The 25380-nt window shown below is 69.9% G+C and carries 27 protein-coding genes; 16 read left to right on the forward strand and 11 right to left on the reverse strand.

All coding sequences use genetic code 11. The features are described from left to right. Window positions 1-18 precede the first annotated feature (18 nt). Window positions 19-693 carry a Crp/Fnr family transcriptional regulator gene (locus SREC43747_RS0103470; RefSeq protein ID WP_029719758.1) on the reverse strand — a complete coding sequence of 225 codons (675 nt, stop codon included), beginning with the start codon at window positions 691-693 and terminating at the stop codon, window positions 19-21. A 93-nt stretch (window positions 694-786) separates the two neighbouring features. Then, complete coding sequence (locus tag SREC43747_RS0103475; RefSeq protein WP_029719759.1) at window positions 787-1041, reverse strand: hypothetical protein; 255 nt, start codon at window positions 1039-1041, stop codon at window positions 787-789. Between the two features lie 202 nt (window positions 1042-1243). Between SREC43747_RS0103475 and nth the strand changes: the two genes are divergently transcribed. The 4 genes from nth to SREC43747_RS0103495 are packed head-to-tail and all read left to right on the forward strand — an operon-like array spanning window position 1244 to window position 4548. Further along, window positions 1244-1981, forward strand: coding sequence for an endonuclease III (nth, locus tag SREC43747_RS0103480; RefSeq protein WP_029719760.1), 738 nt, complete (start codon window positions 1244-1246; stop codon window positions 1979-1981). Further along, entirely contained in the window at window positions 1978-2613 is a 636-nt protein-coding gene (locus tag SREC43747_RS0103485; protein WP_029719761.1) for a TlpA family protein disulfide reductase, read from the forward strand. Before nth ends, SREC43747_RS0103485 begins: the two co-directional genes overlap by 4 nt. Continuing rightward, complete coding sequence (locus tag SREC43747_RS0103490; protein WP_029719762.1) at window positions 2610-3314, forward strand: NUDIX hydrolase; 705 nt, start codon at window positions 2610-2612, stop codon at window positions 3312-3314. Before SREC43747_RS0103485 ends, SREC43747_RS0103490 begins: the two co-directional genes overlap by 4 nt. 49 nt (window positions 3315-3363) lie before the next feature. After that, on the forward strand, window positions 3364-4548 hold the full coding sequence (locus SREC43747_RS0103495) for a MarP family serine protease (RefSeq protein ID WP_029719763.1): 1185 nt from the start codon (window positions 3364-3366) through the stop codon (window positions 4546-4548). 7 nt (window positions 4549-4555) lie between these two features. On the opposite strand, the gene SREC43747_RS0103500 is transcribed toward SREC43747_RS0103495, so the two are convergent. The 3 genes from SREC43747_RS0103500 to acs all read right to left on the reverse strand — a co-directional run bounded on the left by SREC43747_RS0103500 (window position 4556) and on the right by acs (window position 8493). After that, window positions 4556-5056, reverse strand: coding sequence for a phage holin family protein (locus SREC43747_RS0103500; RefSeq protein ID WP_408005224.1), 501 nt, complete (start codon window positions 5054-5056; stop codon window positions 4556-4558). A 60-nt stretch (window positions 5057-5116) separates the two neighbouring features. Continuing rightward, entirely contained in the window at window positions 5117-6340 is a 1224-nt protein-coding gene (gene nhaA, locus SREC43747_RS0103505) for a Na+/H+ antiporter NhaA (protein ID WP_029719765.1), read from the reverse strand. A 170-nt stretch (window positions 6341-6510) separates the two neighbouring features. Beyond that, on the reverse strand, window positions 6511-8493 hold the full coding sequence (acs, locus tag SREC43747_RS0103510; RefSeq protein WP_029719766.1) for an acetate--CoA ligase: 1983 nt from the start codon (window positions 8491-8493) through the stop codon (window positions 6511-6513). A 190-nt stretch (window positions 8494-8683) separates the two neighbouring features. Here acs and SREC43747_RS0103515 point away from each other — a divergent pair, with 190 nt between their 5' ends. From SREC43747_RS0103515 to SREC43747_RS0103525, 3 genes are all read left to right on the forward strand, one after another. After that, window positions 8684-9454 (forward strand): Fic family protein, encoded by a 771-nt coding sequence (locus SREC43747_RS0103515; protein WP_408005223.1) that lies wholly within the window; start codon window positions 8684-8686, stop codon window positions 9452-9454. A 26-nt stretch (window positions 9455-9480) separates the two neighbouring features. Further along, complete coding sequence (locus SREC43747_RS0103520; RefSeq protein WP_029719768.1) at window positions 9481-10416, forward strand: nucleoside hydrolase; 936 nt, start codon at window positions 9481-9483, stop codon at window positions 10414-10416. 96 nt (window positions 10417-10512) lie between these two features. Continuing rightward, entirely contained in the window at window positions 10513-10803 is a 291-nt protein-coding gene (locus SREC43747_RS0103525) for a hypothetical protein (RefSeq protein ID WP_029719770.1), read from the forward strand. A gap of 12 nt (window positions 10804-10815) precedes the next feature. On the opposite strand, the gene murQ is transcribed toward SREC43747_RS0103525, so the two are convergent. From murQ to SREC43747_RS0103555, 6 genes are all read right to left on the reverse strand, one after another. Continuing rightward, window positions 10816-11727, reverse strand: coding sequence for an N-acetylmuramic acid 6-phosphate etherase (gene murQ / locus SREC43747_RS0103530; protein WP_029719771.1), 912 nt, complete (start codon window positions 11725-11727; stop codon window positions 10816-10818). Then, a complete protein-coding gene (locus SREC43747_RS0103535; protein ID WP_029719772.1) occupies window positions 11724-12647 on the reverse strand; it encodes a MurR/RpiR family transcriptional regulator in 924 nt (307 codons plus the stop codon). The genes murQ and SREC43747_RS0103535 overlap by 4 nt, the downstream gene beginning before the upstream one ends. Window positions 12648-12981: 334 nt before the next feature. Beyond that, the gene (locus SREC43747_RS0103540; RefSeq protein ID WP_029719773.1) at window positions 12982-14721 is read right to left on the reverse strand and encodes a serine hydrolase domain-containing protein; all 1740 of its coding nucleotides are present in this window, start codon (window positions 14719-14721) and stop codon (window positions 12982-12984) included. A gap of 9 nt (window positions 14722-14730) precedes the next feature. Then, window positions 14731-15966, reverse strand: coding sequence for an exo-beta-N-acetylmuramidase NamZ family protein (locus SREC43747_RS0103545; protein WP_029719774.1), 1236 nt, complete (start codon window positions 15964-15966; stop codon window positions 14731-14733). Window positions 15967-15997: 31 nt separating this feature from the next. Then, the gene (locus SREC43747_RS0103550) at window positions 15998-17773 is read right to left on the reverse strand and encodes a glycoside hydrolase family 3 protein (protein ID WP_236623001.1); all 1776 of its coding nucleotides are present in this window, start codon (window positions 17771-17773) and stop codon (window positions 15998-16000) included. Between the two features lie 462 nt (window positions 17774-18235). Continuing rightward, the gene (locus tag SREC43747_RS0103555) at window positions 18236-19063 is read right to left on the reverse strand and encodes an HAD-IB family hydrolase (protein WP_029719776.1); all 828 of its coding nucleotides are present in this window, start codon (window positions 19061-19063) and stop codon (window positions 18236-18238) included. A gap of 506 nt (window positions 19064-19569) precedes the next feature. On the opposite strand from SREC43747_RS0103555, the gene ssd reads away from it, so the two are divergent. From ssd to SREC43747_RS0103595, 9 genes are all read left to right on the forward strand, one after another. Continuing rightward, window positions 19570-20715: a septum site-determining protein Ssd gene (gene ssd, locus SREC43747_RS0103560; protein WP_051387643.1), complete on the forward strand. Its 1146-nt coding sequence runs from the start codon at window positions 19570-19572 to the stop codon at window positions 20713-20715. Between the two features lie 34 nt (window positions 20716-20749). Beyond that, window positions 20750-21919: a TadA family conjugal transfer-associated ATPase gene (locus SREC43747_RS0103565; RefSeq protein WP_029719778.1), complete on the forward strand. Its 1170-nt coding sequence runs from the start codon at window positions 20750-20752 to the stop codon at window positions 21917-21919. Beyond that, window positions 21913-22152 carry a hypothetical protein gene (locus tag SREC43747_RS21825; RefSeq protein ID WP_051387646.1) on the forward strand — a complete coding sequence of 80 codons (240 nt, stop codon included), beginning with the start codon at window positions 21913-21915 and terminating at the stop codon, window positions 22150-22152. The genes SREC43747_RS0103565 and SREC43747_RS21825 overlap by 7 nt, the downstream gene beginning before the upstream one ends. 54 nt (window positions 22153-22206) lie before the next feature. Next, window positions 22207-22716: a type II secretion system F family protein gene (locus SREC43747_RS21830; RefSeq protein WP_269077862.1), complete on the forward strand. Its 510-nt coding sequence runs from the start codon at window positions 22207-22209 to the stop codon at window positions 22714-22716. Next, window positions 22713-23423 carry a type II secretion system F family protein gene (locus tag SREC43747_RS21835; protein WP_236623002.1) on the forward strand — a complete coding sequence of 237 codons (711 nt, stop codon included), beginning with the start codon at window positions 22713-22715 and terminating at the stop codon, window positions 23421-23423. The genes SREC43747_RS21830 and SREC43747_RS21835 overlap by 4 nt, the downstream gene beginning before the upstream one ends. Before the next feature lie 20 nt (window positions 23424-23443). Then, window positions 23444-23671, forward strand: coding sequence for a DUF4244 domain-containing protein (locus SREC43747_RS22145; RefSeq protein WP_051387650.1), 228 nt, complete (start codon window positions 23444-23446; stop codon window positions 23669-23671). After that, complete coding sequence (locus SREC43747_RS0103585; protein WP_029719781.1) at window positions 23671-24036, forward strand: TadE family type IV pilus minor pilin; 366 nt, start codon at window positions 23671-23673, stop codon at window positions 24034-24036. The genes SREC43747_RS22145 and SREC43747_RS0103585 overlap by 1 nt, the downstream gene beginning before the upstream one ends. Further along, window positions 24029-24406 (forward strand): Rv3654c family TadE-like protein, encoded by a 378-nt coding sequence (locus SREC43747_RS19570; RefSeq protein ID WP_037331273.1) that lies wholly within the window; start codon window positions 24029-24031, stop codon window positions 24404-24406. Before SREC43747_RS0103585 ends, SREC43747_RS19570 begins: the two co-directional genes overlap by 8 nt. 307 nt (window positions 24407-24713) lie before the next feature. After that, entirely contained in the window at window positions 24714-25370 is a 657-nt protein-coding gene (locus SREC43747_RS0103595) for a bifunctional DNA primase/polymerase (protein ID WP_029719783.1), read from the forward strand. Window positions 25371-25380: the final 10 nt, after the last annotated feature.

Raw genomic sequence — 25380 nt, forward strand, 5'->3', positions numbered from 1 at the left:
GTTCTCGGGCGCGTGCTCTCAGCGAGCGCGGCGGGCCAGCCGCTCCGGGTCGAGGATGAGCACGCTCTTGCCCTCCAACCGCAGCCAGCCGCGGTGGGCGAAGTCGGCCAGCGCCTTGTTCACGGTCTCCCGGGAGGCGCCCACGTACTGGGCGATCTCCTCCTGCGTGAGGTCGTGGGTGACCCGCAGCAGGCCAGCTTCCTGGCTGCCGAAGCGCTGGGCCAACTGCAGCAGCGCCTTGGCAACGCGCCCGGGAACGTCGGTGAAGATGAGGTCGGCCAGCATGCCGTTGGTGCGGCGCAGCCGGCGTGCGACCACTCGGAGCAGCTGCTCGGAGATCTCCGGGCGAGTAGCGATCCACTGCCGCAGAGCAGTGCGGTCCATGCTCAGGGCCCGGACTTCGGTCACAGTGGTGGCCGTGGAAGTGCGCGGCCCCGGGTCGAAGATCGACAGCTCGCCGAACATGTCCGACGGGCCCATGATCGCCAGCAGGTTCTCCCTGCCGTCCGGGGACTTGCGTCCGAGCTTCACCTTGCCGGATTGAATGATGTAAAGCCGGTCTCCCGGCTCGCCCTCAGCGAAGATCACGTGTCCCCGCGGGAACTCCACGGGTTCCAGCGACTGGGCCAGTGCCTCCGCTGCAGCCGGCTCAACGCCTTGGAAGATCCCGGCCCGGGCTAGGGTCTCGTCCACCTCGTCCCTCCATGTTGAGACGCGGCGGCTGTCTTTGCTGCCGGACCCGCGGTTGCGCGTCTGGCGGTGTGCCGCCGATCACTACCAGCAATTTTAAGACTGGTCGCGGGAGCGGCGAGTACGCAGCCTACCGGCGCGTCCCACCCTGCGTAGCTGGAACAGCTCCAGCGCGCGTCCAATGCCTTGCCGAAACAGCGCCCGCACCTCGTCGGGGCGGGCGTTTTCCAGGAGTTCTTCTACCTCGTTCTCCTGCACCGCCACGTGACGGAGCTTCGCTTCCACGCGTTCCATGAACAGCGTGAAAAACATGATCACGAGCGGTACAACGATTACGAACCAGGCAGCCATGATGGTTAAATCCTCGCTCATGCCTTCGGGTGGGCTGCAACCGGGGTGGGGATACCGTCCGTTACAGAGGTCCAGCTACTCTCCGCATCCGCTCAATCCGTAGTCTGGTGGGGTGTCGGACCCAGTTCCTAACAAGCCGAGAAAGGCCGCCCGCCGTCGAACGGAGGAAACCCGGCTGGGGCTCGTGCGCCGCGCCCGCCGGATGTACCGGGCGCTCGCCGAAGCCTACCCCGATGCGCACTGCGAGTTGAACTTCCGCACTCCGCTGGAGCTCGCCGTCGCCACCATCCTCTCCGCGCAGTGCACCGACAAGCGGGTCAACCAGGTCACACCGGCCCTGTTCGACCGGTACCGGACCGCCGCGGACTACGCCTCCGCCGACCGCACCGAGCTGGAAGAGATGATCCGGCCCACCGGCTTCTACCGGAACAAGGCCTCCTCGCTGATCGGCCTCGGCGCCGCGCTGCTGGAGAAGCACGGCGGGGAAGTCCCGCGCACCCTCGACGAGCTGGTGAAACTGCCCGGCATCGGGCGCAAGACCGCCAACGTCATCCTCGGCAACGCCTTCGACGTGCCAGGAATCACAGTCGACACCCACTTCGGCCGCCTGGTGCGCCGCTGGGGGTGGACGGCCGAGGAGGACCCGGTCAAAGTCGAACACGCGGTCGGCGAGCTGATCCCGCGCAAGGAGTGGACCATGCTCTCCCACCGGGTGATCTTCCACGGCCGGCGGGTGTGCCATTCCCGCAAACCGGCCTGCGGCGCCTGCCTGCTGGCCAAGGACTGCCCCTCCTACGGCGCCGGCCCCACCGTCCCCGAGGAAGCGGCCAAGCTGGTCCGCGGTCCGGAAGCCCGGCGGCTGCTGCAGCTGGCCGGCATCGCCGAGGAAGTCCCGGAGAAGACGATCGAGAAAGCAGCTGAGAAGGAGCCGCTGGCGTGAGCCGGCTCGGTGCCTACCGCAACGAAATCCGCTGGACCCTCGTCGTGCTGGTGTTCGCGGTGCTCGGCGTCGTGGCGCTGTGGCCGCGCAGCCCCGAACCGGGGTCGGAGGGCACCGCGCCGCCACCGCAGCAGGCCAGCCAGCCGGTCAGCCAGGCCCAGCGGGACGCCGCCGCGCTCGCCGACTGCTCGCCGGCACCGCAGCCCGCGGCCGGCCTGGAGGGCGTCACCGCCACCTGCCTGGCCACCGGGGAGCCCGTCGACCTGGGCAAGGCCGTCGCCGGAGAACCGACGCTGGTCAACGTCTGGGCCACCTGGTGCGCCCCGTGCCGGGCGGAGCTGCCCGCGCTGCAGGCCTACAGCGAGCAGCCGGACGCCATCCGGGTGGTCGGCGTCCAGGTGGAGAGCGGTGAGGCGGACGGCCTTGACCTGCTCACCGAGCTGGGCGTTCACTACCCCAACGTGTACGACCCAGCGGGACGCAGCCGCACCGCGCTGCCGGGGCCCAACGTGCTGCCGGTCAGCTACGTCGTGACGACCTCCGGGCAAGTGCGCCCGATCGAACCACCCACCGTTTTCACCTCCCCCGAGGAGGTACGACAGGCCGTGCAGCGAACCTTGGAGCCCCGATGACCCAGCCCGGACCCCTGGTCGACCCGGCGCAGGTGCCGGACTGGCTGCGCGAATTGGTGGAGCAGACCGCCAGCCGCAAGCCGGACGAGTTCGGTCTGCCCCGCGTGAACCCGCCCCGCACCGCTCGCCCAGCGGCGGTGCTGGTGCTGTTCGGGGAGCAGGATGGGGAACCCGACGTGCTGCTGCTGCGCCGCGCCGACAACCTCAACTCCCACCCCGGGCAGGTGGCCTTCCCGGGCGGCGCGCTGGACCCCTCCGACGACGGGCCGGTCGAGGCCGCCCTGCGCGAAGCGGAGGAAGAAGTGGGGGTGGAGCGCGACGGGATCCGCCCGCTGGCTACCTTGCCCGAGCTGTGGGTGCCGCACAGCGGTTTCCGGGTGACGCCGGTGATCGCGCACTGGTGGCGGCCGTCCCCGGTGGCCCCGGTGGACCCGGCGGAAACCGCGGCGGTGGCCCGGGTGCCGATCTCCTGGCTGACCGACCCGGACAACCGGTTGCGGGTCGGCATCGGCGACCGGTACTCGAGCCCGGCGTTCCTGGTTCCGGGCATGCTGGTGTGGGGCTTCACCGGAGGGCTGCTGTCCGGCCTGCTCGAACTGGGCGGCTGGGCCCGGCACTGGGACCAGGAGGACGTGCGGGACCTGGAGGACGCTTGGCGAGCCGTGCGGGAAGCAGAGGACGTCGGTTTCGGCAAGCATTGACGAGGTTTGCGGCTGACGGGTGGGCCGGCGGTCAGCGGAGAGGTGAACGGTGAACTGGGTCGACCTGCTGGTGGTGCTGCTCGCACTCGTCGCGGCCGTTTCCGGTGCGCGGAGCGGCCTGGTCACCGCACTGTTCTCGTTCTTCGGGGTGTTCGTCGGCGCGGTCGTCGGCCTGAAGCTGGCTCCGGCGCTGCTGGAGCGGGTGGACAGCGCCCCGGCCCGGCTCGGCTTCGGCGTGGGCGTCGTGGTGCTGCTGGTGGCCCTGGGCGAAACCCTGGGCATGTGGGTGGGCCGGGAGCTGCGGGACCGGATCACCTCCCGCAAGCTGACCGGCCTGGACAACGTGCTCGGTTCGGTGCTGCAGGGCGCGGCGGTGTTCGTGGTGGCGTGGCTGGTCGCGCTGCCGTTCACCTCGGCCGCTGCGATGCCCTGGCTGGCGTCGTCGCTGAACCGCTCGGAAGTGCTGAGCACCGTCGACTCGCTGATGCCGTCGGCGGCCCGCCAGCTCCCGTCCGAGCTCCGGGAGCGGCTCGGCATCTACGGGTTCCCGGATCCGCTGGAGCCGTTCTCCGAGACCCCGGTCGCCGAGATAGCCCCGCCGGACCCGGCGCTGGCCAACAGCGAGGTGGTGCGCAACGCCCGGCCGAGCGTGGTGAAGGTGCGCGGCCGCGCGACCACGTGCGCCCGCGCGCTGGAGGGCACCGGGTTCGTGGTCGCCCCGCACCGGGTGATGACCAACGCCCACGTGGTGGCCGGTACCGACGACGTGTCGATCGAGATCGGCCCCGGTGAGTTCGACGCGGAGGTCGTGCACTACGACCCGGCCACCGACCTGGCGATCCTGGCCGTGCCGGATCTGGACGCCGACGCGATGCCGTTCGTGCGCGCCCCGGTCGAGTCCGGGACCAGCGTGATCGTCCTCGGGTACCCGCTGGACGGCCCCTACACCGCCGCGCCGGCGCGGATCCGGGAGCGGATCAACTTGCGCGGACCGGACATCTACGACCAGCAGACCGTGCTGCGGGACGTGTACACGCTGCGCGGCACGGTGCAGAGCGGCAATTCCGGCGGGCCGCTGATCAACGAGGCCGGTCAGGTGGTCGGCGTGATCTTCGGGGCCGCGGTGGACACCCCGGACACCGGGTTCGCGCTCACCGCCGAGGAAGTCGCGGACGAAGTGGCCGCAGCGGCCGGCTTGACCGAACCGGTGTCCACCGGGGAGTGCACCGGCTGACGCGCGCCTAGGCGGCCGAGGTGTCCTCCGCCTTCTCCCCGCGCCCGCGGCGGGCGAGCTGCTTGGTGTCCTTGAGGGTCTCGATGGTGCGGCGCGGAGCGCGGATCTTGCGGACCCGCTGCACTCCGAGCAGGGCCAGCAAACCAGCCGCCAGCAGCATCACCAGGAAGACGATGCCGAACGCGGCCCACCGCCACAGTCCGATCTGGGCGAGCGCTTCAGCGAGCGTGAAGAACAAGAAGAACATGCTGAAGGCCAGCACGGTCAGCGCCAGGACGAAGAAGGCGCTGCCCTTCGCCGCTTTCTTCGCCTCGCTGGCGATCTCGTTCTTCGCCAGCTCCACTTCGGCCCGGACCAGAGTGGACAGGTGCGTGGTGGCCTCCCGCACCAGGCTGCCGACCGTCTGGCCGTCTCCGACCGGGCTCTCCTCCGACAGCGGGATCGAGGTGACGCTGCCGGGAGCGGTACCGCGGGGATCGTTGTTCTGGGCGCTAGTCACGGTGCCAATCGTGCCACGGAGGATCAGCGGAGGCTGGATTGGCTCTGCGCTGTTACCACCGGGAAACAGCTAGTTGGCTGTGCCGTTGCTGTTCGCCCGGGCCAGTCGGCGCCGCACCACCAGCACCAGAGCACCCAGCACGGAGGCCAGCGCGGAGGCGATCAGCACCGCGGCCTTGGCGCGCTCGGCGGCGTCCCCGGTGAGGGAGAGCTCGGCGATCAGCAAGCTGACGGTGAACCCGATCCCGCCGAGCAGCGCCAGCGAGGCCAGGTCCGTCCAACCGACCCCGGCGGGCCGGTCGCCGAGCCGCAGCTTCACCGCCAGCAGCGAGCTGCCGAAGATGCCGATGAACTTGCCGACCACCAGGCCGACCATGATGCCGATGGAGATGCGGTCGGTGAAGATCGCGCGCAACGCCTCGCCACCCACCGGGACCCCGGCGGCGAAGAACGCGAACACCGGGATGACCAGCCCGGCCGACCACGGCTGCAGCCGGTGCTCCAGGCGCGCTGCCGGGGCGGCGGGCTCGTACGGGTCGCGCCGGACCCGGGTGAGCAGGCCCAGCGCCACACCGGCGATGGTGGCGTGGATGCCGCTGGTGTGCACCGCGACCCAGGTGGCCACCGCGAGCGGGACGTACAGCCACGCGGTGGTGATCCGCTTGTGCTGCAGGTACCAGTAGCCGGCGCACAGCGCTCCGGCGACCAGCAGGGCGATCCAGTTCAGGCCGCTGGTGAACAGCACCGCGATGACGATGATGGCGCCGAGGTCGTCCACCACGGCGAGGCTGAGCAGGAACACCCGGGCAGTGGTGGGCAGCCACGAGCCGGCCAGGGACAGCACGCCCACCGCGAAGGCGATGTCGGTGGCCACCGGAACCGCCCAGGCCAGTCCGGCCTCGGGCTCGTTCCTGCTGATCAGGAACGCCAGCACCGCGGGGGCGATCATCCCGCCCACGGCCGCGATCGCCGGCAGCAGCGCTTTCTTCGGGGTGGACAGCTCACCGATGGTCAGCTCGCGCTTGAGCTCCAAGCCGACCACGAAGAAGAAGATGGCCAGCAGCCCGTCCTTGGCCCACTCGCCGACGGTCAGGTCCAGGTGCAGCGACTCCGGACCGATGGTGAAGTCGCGCACCGCCTGGTACAGACCGCTGGCGGGGGAGTTGGCGAGGATCAGGGCGAGGACCGTGGCGCCGAGCAGCACCAGCCCACCGGTGGTTTCGGTGCGGAGGTGCTCGGCGAGGTCGAAACCGCGGTTTTCGGCGTCGGACTTCTTGCGGGCGGCTTTGGACACGCGTCGGCTCCCGGAAGTGGACAGGTTGCAATGTCTTGCCGACCAGACTTCCCGGCACGCCCCGCCTCGACCTTAACACCCGTTCTGGTGATCGCGTCTCGCGTGCGGGCCGCGGACGGCAACGGGTGCCCTCCTCCGATCTTCGGAGGAGGGCACCCGTCGATGCGTCGTCAGTCGTCCGAGCTGCTCTTCATGCCCTTCGAGATCAGGTCCATCACCGAGGAGTCGGCGAGCGTGGTGACGTCACCGATCTCCCGGTTCTCCGCGACGTCCCGCAGCAGGCGCCGCATGATCTTGCCGGAGCGGGTCTTGGGCAGCTCCGGAACGACCATGATCTGCCGCGGCTTGGCGATCGGGCCGATCTCCTTGGAGACGTGCTCGCGCAGCTCCTTCAGCGCCGCTTCGCCGCTGGCCTCGTCGTCCACCCCGCCGCGCAGGATGACGAACGCGACGATGCCCTGGCCGGTCGTCGGGTCGCTGGCGCCGACCACCGCCGCCTCGGCCACGTTCGGGTGCGACACCAGGGCCGACTCCACCTCGGTGGTGGAGATGCGGTGCCCGGAGACGTTCATGACGTCGTCCACCCGGCCGAGCAGCCAGATGTCGCCGTCGTCGTCGTACTTGGCGCCGTCACCGGCGAAGTAGAAGCCCTGCTCGGCGAACCGCGACCAGTAGGTGTCCTTGTAGCGCTGCTCGTCGCCCCAGACACCGCGGAGCATCGACGGCCACGGCTCGTTCAGCACCAGGTAGCCGCCGCCACCGTTCGGGACTTCCTGGCCCTGCTCGTCCACCACCTTCGCCGAGATGCCGGGCAGCGGGCGCTGCGCCGACCCCGGCTTGGCGGAAGTGACGCCCGGCAGCGGCGAGATCATGATCGCGCCGGTCTCGGTCTGCCACCAGGTGTCCACGACGGGGGTGCGGCCGCCACCGATGTGCTCGCGGTACCAGACCCACGCCTCCGGGTTGATCGGCTCACCCACCGAGCCCAGCACCCGCAGCGAGGACAGGTCGTACTTGGCGGGCACGTCCGCGCCCCACTTCATGAAGGTGCGGATCAAGGTCGGAGCCGTGTAGTACACGCTCACGCCGTACTTCTGCACGATCTCCCAGTGCCGCCCCTCGTGGGGGGTGTTCGGCGTGCCCTCGTAGATGACTTGGGTGGCGCCGTTGGCCAGCGGGCCGTAGACGATGTAGGTGTGGCCGGTGATCCAGCCGATGTCCGCGGTGCACCAGTAGACGTCCGACTCCGGCTTGATGTCGAAGACGTTGTAGTGCGTGTAGGCGGCCTGGGTCAGGTAACCACCGGAGGTGTGCAGGATGCCCTTCGGCTTCCCGGTGGTGCCGGAGGTGTAGAGGATGAACAGCGGGTGCTCGGAGTCGAAGGCCTCCGGGGTGTGCTGGTCGGACTGGTTGGAGACGACGTCGTCCCACCACTTGTCGCGGCCGTCGGTCCAGTCCACGTCGATGTTGGTGCGCTTGACCACCAGCACGTGCTCCACGCTCGGCGCTTCGCGGAGCGCTTCGTCCACGTTGGCCTTCAGCGGCAGGGGCTTGCCGCGCCGGTACTGGCCGTCGCTGGTGATGACCACTTTGGCTTCGGCGTCGTTGACGCGGGACCGCAGCGCCTCGGCGGAGAAGCCACCGAACACCACGCTGTGCATGGCACCCAGCCGGGCGCACGCCAGCATCGAGAAGACGGCCTCCGGAATCATCGGGAGGTAGATGGCGACCCGGTCGCCGGCGCCGACGCCGAGGGAGGCCAGGGCGTTGGCGGTCTTGCTGACCTCGCGCTGCAGGTCGGCGTACGTGATGACCCGGGTGTCGCCGGGCTCCCCTTCCCAGTAGATGGCGACCCGATCACCGTTGCCGGCTTCGACGTGGCGGTCGGCGCAGTTGTAGGCGACGTTCAGCTTGCCGCCGACGAACCACTTCGCGAACGGTGCGTTGGACCAGTCCAGCACCTGGCTCCACTTGGTGCCCCAGTGCAGCCGTTCCGCTTGCTTGGCCCAGAACTCCTCCCGGTTGGCGCTGGCCTCGTCGTAGAGCGACGGTTTGGCGTTGGCCTGCGCCGCGAAGTCCTCAGAGGGCGGAAACGTCCTGCTTTCGTTGAGCAGGTTGGACAGTGCGCTGTGCTGTCCTTCGGGCTGGCTCATTCCGGAGAACCTCCCTGGCTGATGGGACGCCTGTTGCTATGCGAACCGTAATGCGATCTGGGCCACGGCAACAGTGCTTCCATCCGTTGGTCCATACCAATTTGGAAATGCGTTCTGCGATTGACCTGCTGCACAGTGGAATTGCGCCGTGGGGTGTGGCGCAAGTCGCAGTACACGCCTACAGGTGTGGATGCACCGGACGGTAGCGTCGGCTGTCGTGAGTGACAAGCCATCACTGGCGCCATTGCTGGAGCTCGACGGGGTCGAGGAAGCAGTGGCCGCAGCCAGGTCGGCCATCGACGAGGTCCACTGGCACCCGGCGAACCGGCGGGGTTGGCCGACCACCGCAGCCGAGGCGTCGGTGCGCGCCGCCCGCGCGTCCGCTGCCATCGCCGGGGGCTCCGCCGAGATCCCCGAGTCCGGGGAGGTCACCGATCCGCTGCTGGCCGGATCGCTTCGGGTGGCGGAGAAGCTGGGCGGAATGCTGTCCACGTGGCAGCGGGCGCCGCGGCAGGCCTTGGCCAAGATGCACATGCTCGCGGCGGTCGACCTGGTCTCCGACCCGGAGCAGCTCGGCCGCCCCCGGACGGCCCCGGCGGTCGCGGAACGACTGGACCTGCTCGCCGAAGTGGTGACCAATTCTTCCGAGGTGCCCGGGCCGGTGGTGGCCGCGGTGGTGCACGGGGAACTGCTCGCGCTGGAGCCCTTCGGCACCGCGGACGGCATCATCGCCCGCGCCGCGGCCAGGTTGACGATCATCGGCAGCGGGCTCGACCCGAAGGGACTGGTGGTTCCGGAGGTCGCGTACTTCCGGCGGCAGGCCGAGTACGTCGAGAAGGCCGCGGGATACGCCAGTGGTGATCCGGCCCGGTTGGCCGAGTGGATCGTCTACTGCTGCCGGTCGCTGGAGGCGGGGGCCCGGGAGGCCAAGTCCATCGCTGACGCCGCGCAGGCCGGCTGAGTTCGATTCGCAGGTGGGGAAGAACGGTGACCAAGAAGGTTCTCATCGACTGCGATCCCGGTGTGGACGACGCGCTGGCGCTGGCCGTGGCGCACGGCAGCCCGGCCCTGGAGGTCGTCGGGATCACCACGGTGGCCGGCAACGTGGGCATCGAGCGGACCACCGAGAACGCGCTGTGCCTGACCGAGCTCTACGGCATGGACGTCCCGGTGGCGCGCGGCGCCAGCCGCCCGCTGCTGCGCGAACCCCGCGCGGCCCGGCACGTGCACGGCGAGTCCGGGTTGGGCAACGTGGTGCTGCCACCGGCGACCCGCGAACCGTCCGGTGCGCACGCCGTGGACTTCATCGTCGACTCGCTGGCGGCCGCGCCCGGTGAGATCAGCCTGGTGGCGGTCGGCCCGCTGACGAACATCGCGTTGGCACTGCGGAAAGAACCGCGCATCGCCGAGTGGGCGCGGGAATTCGTCATCATGGGCGGGTCCTACACCCGGGGGAACGTGACCCCGGCGGCGGAGTTCAACGTGCTGGCGGACCCGGAGGCGGCCGCCGCGGTGTTCGCCGCGCCCTGGCAGACCGTGATGATCGGTTTGGACCTCACCCTGCAGGCCCGGGTGACCGGTCAGGTGCAGGAGCGGTTCAGCGAGTTCACCCGGCTCGACAGCAAGCTGCTCACCCCGGCGCTCGACCACTACGGGCGGCACCACCAGTACCGGGAGAAGGGGCCGGCCATCCACGACGCCTGCGCGATCGCGTTCGCCGCGGACCCCGGCCTGTTCAGCCTCGTCTCCGCCCGGGTGGACGTGGAGACCCAGGGGCGCTTCACCAGCGGCATGACCGTCACCGACTTCACCGCGCCCGGTGAGGAGCACAACGCGCTCGTCGCCCAGCACCTGGACGTGGACAGCTTCTGGGACCTGGTCGTGGACGCGTTCCGCCGGGTGGAGGAGAACCTCCCGGAGTAGTCCACCCGGGAAGGACGGGGTGCGGTGTCCCGCGCCGGCCGCCGACCGGTGGCGGCGCGGGATTGCGGTGCCCCCTGGTGCGGGAACGCCGGTCCCATGTCGCGACAGCTCCCGGCCGCGGTCGGCTCCAGCGAGTGGACCGACGAGGAAGGCGTGCGGCTGCCCGGCGGGGACGTGCACGCCTGGCAGCCCGGAACCAACCAGACGCTGTGCGGCGTTCCGCTGCGCCGCGCCGGCTTGAGCAAGTTCCCGCACGTGCTGTGGGTCGACGTGCTGTGGTTCGCGGGCACGGCGCCGCGACCGGTGGCCGTCTGCCGCCGCTGCACCGCGGCCGCCGGTGGTCGCAGCGGGAAGCGCCGCCGGAAGCGCCGTGGTCCGCGGCCGTAGCGGCGCCGGCCCTCAGGCCCCCACCAGGTCCAGCGCCTGCCGGACGTGCCCGTCGGTCTCGCGCAGCGCCGCGGCGGCCCGCTCGGTGTCCACTCCGGACAAGAGGTGCACCAGGGCCACCTTCAGGTCGCCACCGGCCGAGTTCAGCGCCGCCGCGCACTCCTCGTCGCCGGCGCCGGTCGCTTCCTGCAGGATGCTGAGCGTGCGTCCGCGCAACTTCGCGTTGGTGGCCAGCATGCTCACCATCAGGTTCGAGTAGGTGCGGCCCAACCGGATCATCACCGCGGTAGAGAAGGAGTTCAGCACCAGCTTCTGGGCGGTGCCGGCTTTCATCCGGGTGGAGCCCGCGATCGGTTCCGGACCGGTGTCCACGGCGATCACGATGTCCGCCGGCACGTCACCGGGATCCGGGTTGGAGGTCAGCAGCGCCGTGCGCGCGCCGAGCTGCTTGGCCTCCCGCAGCGCGGCGAGCACGAACGGGGTGCGGCCGGAGGCGGCCAAGCCCATGACGAAATCGGCGCTGCTCGCGTGCCGGCGGATCACCGCGGCCCCGGAGTCGGTGTCGTCCTCGGCGTTCTCCACCGCGCGCACGAAGGCTTCCTCCCCGCCCGCCTGGTGGGCCACGAACCAGTCCGGGGGAGCGTTGAACGTGGGGACCAGTTCGGCGGCGTCCAGCACCGCGAGCCGACCGGACGTGCCGGCCCCCACGTAGTGCACGCGGCCGCCCGCGCGCAGGGTGTCCACCGCCAGGTCCACCGCTTGCGCCACTTCCGGCAGCGCTCGGCTCACCGCCTCGGGGACGGTGCGGTCCTCCGCGTTGAGCACGCGCAGCACGTCCAGGGTCGGGAGCAGGTCGATGTCCTTGGTCCGCGGGTTGCTCCGCTCGGTGGGGGCTTCCACGCGGACTGCGCGGTCCTGGGTCACGAGAACTCCTTCTGCCGCCTGCGGTCCGGCCGGGTGCCAAGGCGATGACCTTCGACCGCTTCGTAGGTTGCTTCCAGTGCAGCCCGGGTTTTGTCCAGCTGTCGTTGCGCTACCCCGACGAACAGGCAGTCGATGACGGTCAGCTGACCGATGCGGCTGGCCATGGCCCCGGACCGGTAGGTCGTCTCCCGCACCGCGGTGGTCAGCACGTGGTCGGCGACCTCGGTGATGGGGGAGCGGGAGAAGTTCGTGATGGCCGCGGTGATCGCGCCGTGCCGGCTCGCTTCGCGTAATGCTTCGACGGTGTCGGTGGTCGCTCCGGAGTGCGAGACCGCGATCGCCACGTCGCCTTCCTGCAGCAGTGCGGCGGAGGTGAGCGCGGCGTGCGTGTCCGACCAGGCGAAGCAGGCCAGTCCGATGCGGTGCAGCTTCTGCTGCAGGTCCATGGCGACGAACGCGCTGGCGCCGACGCCGTAGACGTCCACCCGCCGGGCGCGCACGACGGCGTCCACCAGGCGGCCGAGCACCTCCGGGTCCAGCTGGCCCACGGTCTCCTCGGCCGCTTTGGCGTCGGTGTAGCCGATCTTCTCGATGATCTGGGCCATGCTGTCGTCGGGCGAGATGTCGCCCCCGAGCTGGCGTTCCCGGGTGGTGGTGCGGGCGGTGTCCGCGGCGAGCGCTATCCGCAGGTCCGGGTAGCCGTTGAAGCCGATCGCCTTGCAGAAGCGGGTGACGGTGGTCTCGCTGGTGCTGGCGGCTTCGGCGACCTCGGTGATGCTGCGCCGGGCGATGGAAGCCGGATCGGCGAGCACGATGCTGGCCACGCGCTGTTCAGCTCTGGCCAGTCCCGGCAGCAAGGAGCGGATCTTGACGAGCGGGCTGGTCTCGTCCGATTGCTGCGGGGTTCCTGGAGTGGCCATGTGGGAAACTTACTAACCATTCGTTACGGTGGTCAATCCGCATCATAGGGTTCATTCCGAATGACGGACCAACCAGGTGATCGAGTTGCCTCTACTGCAGATTAGTCTTTCTTGGTGAGTCGCAGTTCACCTGAATAGGAGAAAGAAGGGCACTGTCGCTCATCCCGGTAGCTTCAGCGCACCCGACCGGGCGGCAGGAGGTCCACGCGTCGACCCGCCGCGGAGCGACGAACAGCGCCTGAACGCGGTCCGACCGAGGGAAGAAGCACGCGACGACCGCCGAAGGGCCACCGGAACCCCGAAGCGCGCGCCGGACCGGACTCGCGGGGCCGGATCACCGGGAAACGCTGACCCAGCCCTGGGGGATCAACCGGTCCGATTCCCGCTCCCCGTCCAGCAGCACGCCCTGGCGATCCGCGACCAGGATGCCGTCGAGGTTCACCCCGCGCCCCGGGTTGCTCGCATCGGGCACGTAGTGCCAGCGCAGCTGGACCGGTTGTCCGGACTGGGCCGGCACCTCAGCGGACACCTCCCACCAACGCCGGTGCCCGGACGCGGCCAACTGCTCCACCGGCCCCTCCGGAGCCCCCGGGCCCGTGGCCCGCACCGGCACCGGTCGCCAATGCACCCCGTCCGTGCTGGCCTCCAGCAGCAGCGGAGCGGTGCCCTCCGCATCGGCCCAGGTGTCCACGAAAGCCGAGAAGGAGACCCGCACCGGGCCGCGCGCCGGCAGTGGCACGGTGCGCAGCACGGCCTCCTCGTCCTCGTCGGCGTACCACGAAGCCGAACCCCGCGCGGGGGAGACGGCCAGCGACTTCGCCAATCCCTGGGCCAGCTCCCGACGAGCCGCGTTGTTCGAACCCCACTCCCGCGACGGGTGCACCCGGTTGGTCAACAGCACCACCACCGAACGGGACATCGGGTCGATCACCAGGGAAGTCCCCGTGTAACCGGTGTGCCCGGCGGTGTGCGGGCTGCTCAACCCCGCCATGTACCAGCGCTGGTCCAGCTCGAAACCGAGCCCGTGCGCGTTGCCCGGGAACTCCTCGTTGAAGTTGGTGAGCATCAACCGGACGCTCTCCTCGGACAAGATCCGCTCCCCGCGGTAGGTGCCACCGTTGAGCAGCGTCTGCCCGAGCACCGCCAGATCCCGGGCCGTGGAGAACACCCCCGCCTGGCCGGCCACGCCGCCGAGCGCCCAGGCGTTCTCGTCGTGCACCTCGCCCCGCACCATGCCGCGCGGCGGATCGACCTGGTACTCGGTCGCCGCGATCCGGTGCAGCTTCTCCCGCGGCGGGTTGTAGCCCGTGTCCTCCATCCCCAGCGGTTCGGTGATCCCCCGGGCCACCACCTCGTCCAGCGGCGCTCCCGCGACCCGCTCGACGAGCAAGCCGAGGGTGATCATGTTCGGGTCGGAGTAGTTGTAGTGGGTCCCCGGCGGGTTCTCCGGCGCCAGCTGCATGACGAACGGGATGCGCTGCTCCTCCGGGATCTTCCACAGCTGCACCACGGCCGGGAGACCGGAGGTGTGGGTCAGCAGCTGCTCGACGGTGATCCGCTCCTTGCCGTTGTTGCCGAACTCGGGCAAGTACTCCGCCACCGGCGCGTCCAAGCGGATCTTGCCGGCTTCCACCTGCTGCAGCGCCGCGATCGAGGTGAACAGCTTGCTCACCGAGGCGACGTCGAAGATGGTGTCCGGCCGCATCGGTTCCCACTGCTCCCGGGGCAGCTCCCGACCCTGCCCGTCGACGTAGCGCACCTCGTAGCCGGTCGCTTCGTGGCGCACCACGACACCGTCGTGCGCCACCAGGCTCACCGCGCCCGCGTACATCGGGTGGTCCAGCTCCGGAGTGCGCTCCGTCCACGACGCGATCTTCCGCAACGCCGCCTCGATCGGCGCGGGGTCCAGGCCGGCCTCCTCGGCAGAACCGAGCCGCAGCACGGTCCCGGGCGGGGCGAACCCCTCCTGCGGGCGGTCGAAGTGACCGTCGACGTGCTCCACCGGCTGGGCCGAAGCCGCCCCGGTGAGCACGGTCATCGACAGCAGGATCAGCGCCAGAACGGATCTGCCCATGGGAACCTCTCAGCGGTAGAGCAGGTACGGCTCCCGCTGGCGGCGGAAACCGACGACGTCGTCGTGCCAGGAGTCGATGATCTCGTCGGCGCTGGCCCCGGCGTCGACCATCGTGCGCAGCCGATCCGACCCGGCGAGCTTGTCGATCATCATGTCCTCGCGCCAGCCGAAGACCCGCGGGTACAAGCGCCGCGCGGTGACGAGCATGTGCACCCCGACGCGGACCGGGTCGACCTCTCCGCTGCGGTGGATCTGCACCCCACCGCACGTGGTGTAGGCGTGCTTGGAGAACGTCGGCACGAAGTAGGTTTCCCGGAACCGCACGCCCAAATCGGCGGCGTTGAGCTCCTCGGCCCAGCGCCAGTCGATCCCCGGGGCGCCGATCGTTTCGAACGGTCGGGTGGTGCCGCGGCCTTCGGAGAGCGTGGTGCCCTCGAACAACCCGGTTCCCGGGTACACCGCCGCCGTGTCCGGGGTCGGCATGTTCGGGCTCGGCGGGATCCACGGCAGCCCGGGCGCGGCGCTCCGGGAGCGCCACCCGCGCACCTCGACCACGTGCAGGTCGTCCAGCGGAGCCGGCAGGTACTCCCGGTCGAACATCCGGGCCAGCTCGCCGACGGTCATCCCGTGCTGCAGCACGATCGGCAGCACCCCCACGCCGGAGCTGAACCGCGGGTCCAGGCGAGGGCCGGCCACCCGGTCCCCGAGCGGGTTCGGCCGGTCCAGCACCACGAACCCGGCACCCGTCCGCTGGGCCGCCTGCATCGCCGTGTACATCGTCCAGATGTAGGTGTAGAACCGGGCGCCCACATCGGCGATGTCGAACACCACCTGCTCGACGCCGGCTTTGGCGAACATGCCGGCGAGCTTGTCGGCGTCGGCCCCGTAGGCGTCGTACACCGGGATGCCGGTCCGCGGGTCGCGGTAGTCGCCCTCCGAACCCCCCGCCTGCGAAGTGCCGCGGAAACCGTGCTCCGGGCCGAACACCGCGACGACGTCCACGGCACCGGATTCGCGCATCGCGTCCACGACGTGGTCCAGCGAGCGCAGCACCCCGGTCGGGTTGGTCACCACGCCGATCCGGCGGCCCCGGACGTCCTGCCAGTCGCGGGCGGCGAGCACGTCCGCTCCGGCCCGCACCCCGCCCGGCCCGTCCGGTTCGGGGGAGGCGCACGCGGTGTTGGCGGCCAATCCGACAGCGGTCGCGGAAGCCGCGCTGGCAGCCAGGAAACCGCGCCGGCTCAGCCGCGGAGCAGTCCTCTCCGACACCACTCGATCACCACGCCAATCCGTGCCCGAAGGGGTACTTGTCCGCACCGGGCTGGTTCGGGTCGGGCACCGGCACCGGCAGCTCGCCGGTCGGGCTGATCTCTCCGAACAGGACCTTCGTCAGCGATTCCATCGCCACCGCCTTGTCGGAGTAGGTGGCCACCCACGCCGGCGCGTCGACGTGCCCGGCGTCGTACGGATCACCGGTCGCGACCGCCACCACCGGCTTGCCGGTCTCCTGCAGCGCTCGCACCAGGTCCAGCTGGGCCGCCCGGTCGGTCTGCCAGGCGCCGTTGGTGAGCACCACCACCACGTCGTTGCGGCCGGCGGCGGCGACCGCCTGGTCGATCTGCTCGGCGGTCGGCGCGTTGCCGGTGGGCAGCGCGGTGGCCCGAGCGCCCCGCGTCCGAACGCTCTCCGCCAGCGCCGCGGTGGCGTCCTCTCCGGATCCGGTGACCAGCACCTTGCCCGGTTGCTGCAGCGGCAGCACGCCGTTCTCGTTGCGCAGCAACGTGGTCGTGCGGTCGGTGATCCGCTGGGCGTCCTTGCGGTGCTCCGGGTTGCCCACGAATTCCACCGCGCGGGCGGGATCGGTGTGCGGAGAGCTGAGGATGCCCCGGCGCTGCTTCATCTCCAGGATGCGCTCCACGCTCTTGTCGATCCGCTCCTCGGTCAGGTCCCCGCTGCGCACCGCGTCGATCACCCCGTCGATCGCGGTCTGCAGGTTCGGCGGCATCAGCAGGAGGTCCGCCCCCGCTTCGAGCGCCAGCACCGGGACCTCGGAGTCCGAGTGCTTCTGCCGAACCCCTTCCATGCGCAGCGAGTCGGTGATCACCACGCCGTCGAAGCCGAGTTCCGAGCGCAGCATTCCGGTCAGCACGTTGGGGGAGAGCGTGGACGGCTCACCGGAGTCGTCCAATTTGGGCATCACGATGTGGGCGCTCATGACCGAGTCGACGCGCGCCGCGATGGCGGCGGCGAACGGCGGGGCGTCGAGCTGCTCCCACTGGGCCCGGTCGTGTTCGATCACCGGGAGATCGGTGTGGCTGTCCAGGTTCGTGTCCCCGTGCCCCGGGAAGTGCTTCACCGAAGCGGAAACCGTTCCGGTCGTGGCCGCGGAGTCCTGGTAGCCGCGGATCTGGGCGGCGGTCAGCTGCGCGGCCAGCCGCGGGTCCGAGGAGAACGACCGCACCCCGATCACCGGGTTCTCCGGGTTCACGTTGACGTCCCCGCTGGGCGCCAGGTCGAAGTTGATGCCCATGGCGCGCAGCTCCTGGCCGGTGATCGCGGCCGCGCGTTCCGCGTCCTCCTGGCTCCTGCTCGCCCCCAGGGCCATGTTGCCGGGGAACTGGGTGGCCGGAGCGCCGATCCTGGTGACCGCACCCTGTTCCTGATCGGTGGAGATCAGCAGCGGGATGCCCGCGCCGGAAGAGGTGGCCGCGGTCTGCAGCCCGTTGGAGAGCTCGGCGATCTGCTCGGGGTCCTGGAGGCTGTCGGTCCAGGTGAAGTGGATGACGCCGCCGGGGTGGTACTTCTGCACCACCTCGGCCGGGGTGTCCACCCCGAACTCCTCCCGGTTCTTCGGGTGCGCCGTGTTGGCCTCGGCGCCGTAGACCGGGACCACGAAGAGCTGGCCGACCTTCTCCTCCAAGCTCATCGAATCGACCATTTCGGCTGGCGTGGTCCCGGGGGAGGCCGTGCTCCCGGTGGAGGTCAGCGTGGTGTAGCCGAGGGCGATGGCGGCGAGTACGGCTGCGGCACGGTGCAATCGGATCCTGGCCAATGCGGCCTCCCTGCGCGGGCTAACCTGGGGGGAAGTGTTCACCACGAACTGTGTGAGTTCGCAAGTTACCCACAACACAGGTGGCGGTCAACGCGGCGCATACGATCGAATGCACACGGTTTTCGCGGATGTGCGATCGCACATGAGAACGCCCGCCGATGGCATCGGCGGGCGTTGTGCGCGGGTGCACGGGTTACCAAGCGTGCTCAATTGTCGTACGGTACGAGCTCGGCGTCCGGCGTCCCGGCTACGCAGCTCCGTTTCAACGACCAGCCTTAGTGCGGCGACGCGTGGGTACTCCGCTCCCCGCGCACGGAGCCGTCCAGGGGGGACGCCACTTCTCCTCCGTAACGTCCCTAGCTGGTACGGGTCCGCAACTCCTTTGTAGCCCGTGATCCTGGTCACTGCAAGGGTTCTGGCTGGTTGCGATGCGCAACTGCCGTTCGAGCTCCGCGCAGCGGATCAACGGCGGCGCCGCCAGGCGCGCAACCCCCACCACGCGGCTCCGGCCGCGGCGACCGCGCCCATGCCGACACCGGCGGCGGTGACCGCGGTTCGGGACGGGGTGGGAATGCGCGCCCGGAGCGAGACCGGCTGCTCGAAGGTCAACGACGGCCAGCCGCGCTGGGCGGCTTCCTTGCGCAACTCCCGGTCCGGGTTCACCACGGTCGGATGGCCCACGCTCTCCAGCAGCGGCAAATCGCTGGCGGATTCGGAGTAGGCGTGGCTGCGGCTGAGGTCGTAGCCGTGCTCGCGGGCCAGTTCGCGGACCGCGGTGGCCCGGTCCTCGCCGGAGCAGTGGAACTCGATCTCCCCGGTGTAGCGGTTCTCGTCCACCGCCATCCGGCTGCCCGCCCAGCGGTCCGCGCCCAGCAGCTTGGCGATCGGGGTGACCACTTCCTCACCGGAGGAGGACAGCACGACGATGTCGTGCCCCTTGTCCTTGTGCTCCTTGATGAGCTGCGTGGCTTCCTTGTACACCAGGGGATCGACGATGTCGTTGAGGGTTTCTTCGACGACCGAGTTGACCTGGTCGACGTCCCAGCCGGCGCAGAGCGCGGTGATGTGGGCGCGCATCCGGTCCATCTGGTCGGAGTCGGCGCCGGCGAGCATGAAGACGAACTGAGCGTACGCGCTTTTGAGGACGGCGCGTCGGTTGATCAGCCCCTCTTGGAAGAACGGGCGGCTGAAGGCGAGCGTGCTCGTCTTCGCGATAACCGTCTTGTCCAGGTCGAAGAACGCTGCCGCCCGGGTTCCGGCGGCGGACGTTGCGGACGCGGGCTCAGTCACGCGCCCAGCATACGAGTCGGCGAGGCGTTGCGGAGACGCGGTGGGAAGCTGCGAGCCATTCGCCACAGTTTTACGTTTCGTGCATTCGATCACGGTGAATCGGTGGTAAATGCGATCGTTTTGTGCCCCGAACGGCGGGTTGCGTTAGGCCTTTGACACCCGGGGTGAATACATCTCGCTAATAGTGGGGCGACATCGCTCCTCGGTAGGACGATAGAGTGTCTGTGTCCGGCTGGCGCCGGACCGGTTCAGCTCTACCCCCCGGGGCTGAACTGGTGACGACCCCCGTCCCTCCCCCTGGCGGGGGTCGTCTCATTTCCAGTCGCGGTCCCCCGGAAGACGTGACTTTTTTTCATTTCGGTTTCGGGGTTCAGATATCCACAGCACTCCTGCTTATCCACAGGCCTGCTATTCGCTCCTCCACTCAATCGGCGTCGCAAGACGAATGTTGTGGGTGACGCACGCGGCTCGGGGCAACCGGGCCGGACCAATGGAGGAGAGAACCAATGGCACCCCCATTGCTCATCGCCCAAGACACCGACATGGCCGGGGAAGCGCTGCGGCTCGCCGCCGCCTCCGGATGCGAACTCCAACACCGGGCAGAGCCGGACGAACTGGGCAGAGCGTGGCGCGAAGCACCGGTGGTGCTGCTCGACGAGGGCGGCGCGCTCAAGTGCGCGGCCCAAGGACTGCGCAAACGCCCCGGTGTCATCGTCCTGTGCCGCTCGCCCACCGAGCCGCTCTGGCGAGCGGCGATCCAACTCGGCGCGGAGCAGCTGCTGGAACTGCCGGCCGCGGAGCGGACGCTGATCGGCATCCTCAGCGATGCGGTCGACTCGACCGCCCGGCAACCGGGCAGAGCGCTCGCCGTCATCGGCGGTTGTGGCGGTGCCGGAGCCTCGGTCCTGGCCGCGGCGACCGCGGTGACCGCCGCCCGGCGCGGGAACACCGCGCTGCTGGTGGATTGCGACCCGCACGGCGGGGGCATCGATCTCACCGTCGGCACCGAACTCGTCCCCGGGCTGCGCTGGTCGGGCCTCACCGTCCACGGCGGCCGACTGGCCGCCGGAGCCATGCATTCAGCGCTACCAGCGAGGCAAATCGGTTCCGGAACCCTCGCCGTGCTGGCCTGCGACCGCGATCAACGAGCCCGCCCCCCGAGCTCGGAAGCGGTGCGAGCCGTCCTCGCCGCCGGCCGCAGGGCCGGGGACGTCGTGGTCTGCGATCTGGCGCGGACGCCGACCGAACCGGTGATCGCCGCACTGCGCCAAGCCGAGCTGGTGGTCGTCGTGGTGCCCGCGGAAGTGCGGGCCTGCGCCTCGGCGGCCAAGACGGTCGCAGCGGTGCAGCGGCACACCTCGGGCGCGGTCAAGCTGGCGGTGCGCGGTCCCGCCGCCAGCGGCCTGCGGCTGGCGGACATCCGCCGCGCGGTCGGCGCTGACGTGCTGACGGTCCTGCGGCCGTACCCCGGGCTCTCCACCGCGCTCGACCGAAGCGGACTCGGCCTGTCCAGAGCGGGACGCCGCGGACCGCTCGTCCGAGCAGCGCAGGACGTGCTCGCCGAACTCTCCCCGAACACCACCGCCGACCTCCAGAACCCCGCACCCGACACCGAAAGCGACCACAATGGATTCTTCGCTCGTTGCGACTGACCCCGCCGGCTCCACCGCACCCCGATCCGGGACCGTGGACAAATCGCTCGTCGAACGGGTCCGGGCCCGACTGGTCGGCAGCGGCGCTGCGCCCACCTCGGCCTCGGTGGCGGCCGCGGTGCGGCAAGAGGCCGGCGGGCTGGTCTCCGACGCGGACATCCTCACCGCGATCCAGCTGATGCAGCAGGAATTCCTCGGCGCCGGAGCGCTCGAACCCCTCCTGCGCTCCGGCGCGGTCACCGACGTGCTGGTGACCTCCCCGGACGAGGTCTGGGTGGATCGCGGCGGGGGGCTGGAACGAGCCGCGGTGCGCTTCCCCGACGAAGAAAGCGTGCGCCGGCTGGCCCAACGACTGGCCATGATCTGCGGACGCCGGCTCGACGACGCGCAACCCTGGGTGGACGGCTGGCTGACGCTGGACGGCGTCAACGGGTCCGTTCGCATGCACGCGGTACTGCCCCCGGTGGCTGCCGGGCACACCTGCATCTCCCTGCGAGTGCTGCGCCCCGCCGCGCACAGCCTCGATGCGCTGCAGCGCAGCGGGACCTTCGAGCCCGCGATCACCGCTGTGCTGCGTTCGATCATCGCCAGCAAACTGGCCTTCCTGGTGGTCGGCGGCACGGCTGCCGGGAAAACCACGCTGCTCGCCGCGATGCTCAGCGAAGTGCCGCGCCCCGAACGCATCGTCTGCATCGAAGAAGCCGCTGAGCTTCAACCCCGGCACCCGCACGTGGTGCGGATGCTGACCCGTCCGCCCAATGTGGAGGGAGCCGGGGAGATCCGGGTCCGGGAGCTCGTCCGGCAAGCCCTGCGGATGCGCCCGGACCGGCTGGTCGTCGGAGAAGTGCGGGGCAGCGAAGTCTGCGAACTGCTCGCAGCGCTGAACACCGGGCACGACGGTGGATGCGGAACGCTGCACGCGAACTCCCCGCAGGAAGTGCCAGCTCGCGTGGAAGCCCTCGCCGCGCTGGGCGGGCTGTCCCGAGCAGCCCTGCACAGCCAGCTCGCCGCTGCGGTGCAGGTCGTCCTGCACATGCGGCGAACAGCCGACCGGGGGAGGCACCTGAGCGCGATCGGGGTGCTGCGCAGGGACGGCGACTGGGTGCACGTCGAACCGGCCTGGCAGGCGGGCCTCGGGTGGAGCACCGGCCGCGAACGCTTGGTCGAGCTGCTGGAAGACCGCGGGGAGGCGCTGCCGTGCTGAGCCCCGCCCTGCTGGCTGCTGGAGGCGGGATGCTCGTCTGGCCGACCGGCGGTGCCCGCAGGCGGCTGACGAACACCTTCCCGCCCGAGAAGACCTCGCTGCGCGTGCGCTTCCCGGTGACCGGCGCAGGACTGCTCGCCGCAGCGGTCACCGGTCTGCTGATCGCCGGACCCGCCGGAACGGCAGCGGCCCTGGCGCTGGGGTTGACCGCGCGCCACTTCTGGCGCGCTTAACGACAGCAGCGGAACCAGCTCGCCCTCGCCGAAGAACTCGCCGCCGGACTCCGGCTGTTCACCGCGCAATTGCGCACCGGAGCCCACCCGGCAGCCGCAGCTGAAGGCGCCGCGGAAGAGGCGGGGGCGCAGACCGCGGACCTCTTCCGGCAGATGGCCACCGCCGCCCGGCTGGGCGGCGATGTCGCCGCGACGCTCACCGAATACCCGGCCGCTCGTGGGCTGCAGCAGCCGCTGCGGCGACTCGCCCGCGCCTGGCAGCTGGCGGAAAGGCACGGTGCTCCCCTGGCGGACCTGCTGGAATCGGTGCGCCGAGACCTGGCGAGGCGCTGCGCCTTCCAGCGGGACACCGCGGCCAAGCTGGCCGGGCCGCGAGCGACGGCCGGTGTGCTGGTGGTGCTGCCCGTGCTGGGCCTGGTGCTGGGGGAGGGGATCGGCGCGGCACCGTTGGCGCTCCTCACCGGAACCTGGTACGGACAACTGCTGCTGGTGGTGGGGACAGCGCTGCTGTGCGCGGGAATGCTCTGGACCATCCGGCTGACCACATCGGTGGTGGCGCCATGAGCCCCGTCGCGGTCGCTGCGCTGGCCGCCGCGGTGGTGGTCTTCCCGGTGAACCGGGAACGCTCCCGACTGCGGGGAACGGGGCTGCTGCCGGCTCGACGCCCCCGGCAACTCCTGCGCAGCACCTGGATTTGGCCAGCTGCTGCGGTGGCCGCGGTTTCCCTGGCGGCATCGGTGTTCGGCCCGGTGGGCGGTGCGCTGGGCGCGCTCGCGTGCGCGGCAGCAGCCTGGATGCACCGGCGGGGCAACCGCGATGAGGAACGCAGTGATCCACTGCTGCTGGCAGCCGGTTGGGAACTGCTGGCGGCCGGGCTGCGCGCCGGACTGCCCGCGTCAGCTCTCCTGGAGACCGCGAGCGCGGAAATCACCGGCCCGGCCAGGGCACTGCTCGGAGAAGTCGCCGACCACTTGGCGCTCGGAGCAGACCCGGTAGCAGCTTGGGAGCCGGCGCTGCAGCACCCCGACACGGCCCCGCTGGCGCGAGCAGCCAGGCGAACCGCGCGCACCGGCAGCGCGCTGGCCGAGGCGGCCGAAGAGCTCGCCGCGGACATCCGTCGCAAAGCCGAGGAGCAGGCCCAGCGAAAAGCGCAGCGGGCTGCCGTGTGGATATCGATGCCCTTGGGGCTTTGCTTCCTCCCGGCTTTTCTGTGCCTTGGAATTCTTCCGGCTGTTTCTGGAATTGCTCAAAAATTGTCCGTCATTTGGTGACGTGTGGTCAAAGTGGAGGGATGAGGGCAGTGGGAGAAAAAGGAACTCCGTTTTGGTGGCGTTGGCTCGTTCGGTTGCGCAATGCGGTGCGCGGTGAGGACGGCATGAGCACCGCGGAATACGCGATGGGAACCATTGCCGCGGTCGGTTTCGCCTCCTTGCTCTACACCGTGGTCACCAGTGACACGGTGGAAGGCGCCCTGACCGCGCTCATCGAACGTGCTTTGCAGACCGGAGGGGGCGGCTGATGGGGCGAGGCGGAGACCGGGAACGCGAGCGTGGCTCGGTAACGGTGGAAGCGGCGCTGGGAGTGTGCACCGTTGTCGTGGTCTTCGGTCTGATCGCCACCGGTTTCACGGCGTTGACCGGTCAGCTGCGCTGCATCGATGCCGCTGTCGAGGCGGCGCGGTTGGTCGCGCGCGGTGATCGGGACGGGGCGCAGCGCGCGGTGGCGCAGTTGGCCCCGTCGGGGGCCGAGCTCACCGTGACCGTCCGCGGCGAGCAGGTCAGCACCGAGGTCGAGGCCCCGTTGCCAGGAGGGATCGTTCCCGGCCGCTGGTTGCGCGGTAGCGCTGCCGCGGTCGTGGAACCGGGGCAGGTGCCGAATGGGTGATGATCGTGGTAGCGCGACCATTCCGGCGGCATTGCTGTCGGCGGCGTTGGTGGTCCTCGCCGCTCTTCTCGTGCAGCTGGGCAGCGCCGTGCTGGCTCGGCAGCGGGCAGCTGGTGCAGCTGATCTGGCCGCGTTGGCCGCGGCTGCCCACGCCTCGAGCGGGGAGGTGGCCGCATGCGCTCGGGCAGCGCGGGTGGTGCAGCGGATGCAGGCGGTTCTCGAAACGTGTTCGCTGCGGAACTCGCACGCGCGGATCGTGGTCAACGTTCCCGTCCCCGGCCTGGCCCCCGGATTCCCGCCCGCTTCGTCGCGGGCGCACGCCGGTCCGGTGGAGACGGCTGTCGACAGCGCTGCGATGAGCGGTCGATGAATGACCAGTGCGGCTGGAACGGGATATTCGCTGGTGAATAGCTCTCTACTGACGAGTTGGATGTTGTTCTCGACTTTTAGTGGCTCTGTCGGGTGACGCGCGATTCGTCGCTATTCATCGACCGGTCGTCGACGCAGGGGTGTACGGAATCGCTGTGTTGACGTTTATTTGAAGTGTCAGCGCGCGATCTGAAGTCCACGACAACGGTGTCGTTGGGCGCGAGCAGCTAACAGAATGACCTATTTGCCCGATATGGGATCTGGGAGCTGCTGGATCAGCGCGTATTGCTTGGAGGAGGCGAAAGGAAATGGATTCGTCGGCGGACGGGTGGAGCAACGCCTTCCGCGGCATTCCGGTTTTCCCGGCTGGTCTCACGACCAGTCGGATCCAACTTCGAGTGCAGGCCATCAACTACGCATCCCGTGGCTGGCCGGCGTTTCCCGGGACCTACCCGGACGGGGAGAAGTGGATCGGTGGTGATAGCGAAGGCCTTGCCCCTGTGCGGCAGGATTGGCAGGAGTTGATCGGTTCGACGCTTGATGAAGTGGCGTCCTGGTGGTCCGAGAAGCCTTACGGCGTTCTGGTCGCGACCGGCACAGCTGTCAATGCGATCGAGGTTGGCCCCGACCTCGGTCACCAGGCCGCGAAGGTGCTGCGCAAGCTGGACACCCCGGTGCCCATCGTGGCCACCCCGGACAGGCGCTGGTACTTCCTGACCGCTGAGGAAGCTCAGCTGCGTCCGGAACTCGCCGAGATCTCCGGTGTCCGGGTGCATGGCGCAGGGAGCTGGATCCCCATGCCGCCGACCGCATTCCCGCAGGGAACGGTTCACTGGCGAGTGAAGCCCGAGGTGTGCGATTGGCAGCTGCCTTCTCCAGCATTCGTGCAAGAGGTGCTCTGCGCTGGCCTGTCCGTTGACAGCAAGTCATACGAAGTGGCAGAGCTTGCCGTCGCGGGAAGCTGATCGATCCCGC

The sequence above is a fragment of the Saccharopolyspora rectivirgula DSM 43747 genome, assembly GCF_000497205.1.
GTDB lineage: Bacteria > Actinomycetota > Actinomycetes > Mycobacteriales > Pseudonocardiaceae > Saccharopolyspora > Saccharopolyspora rectivirgula.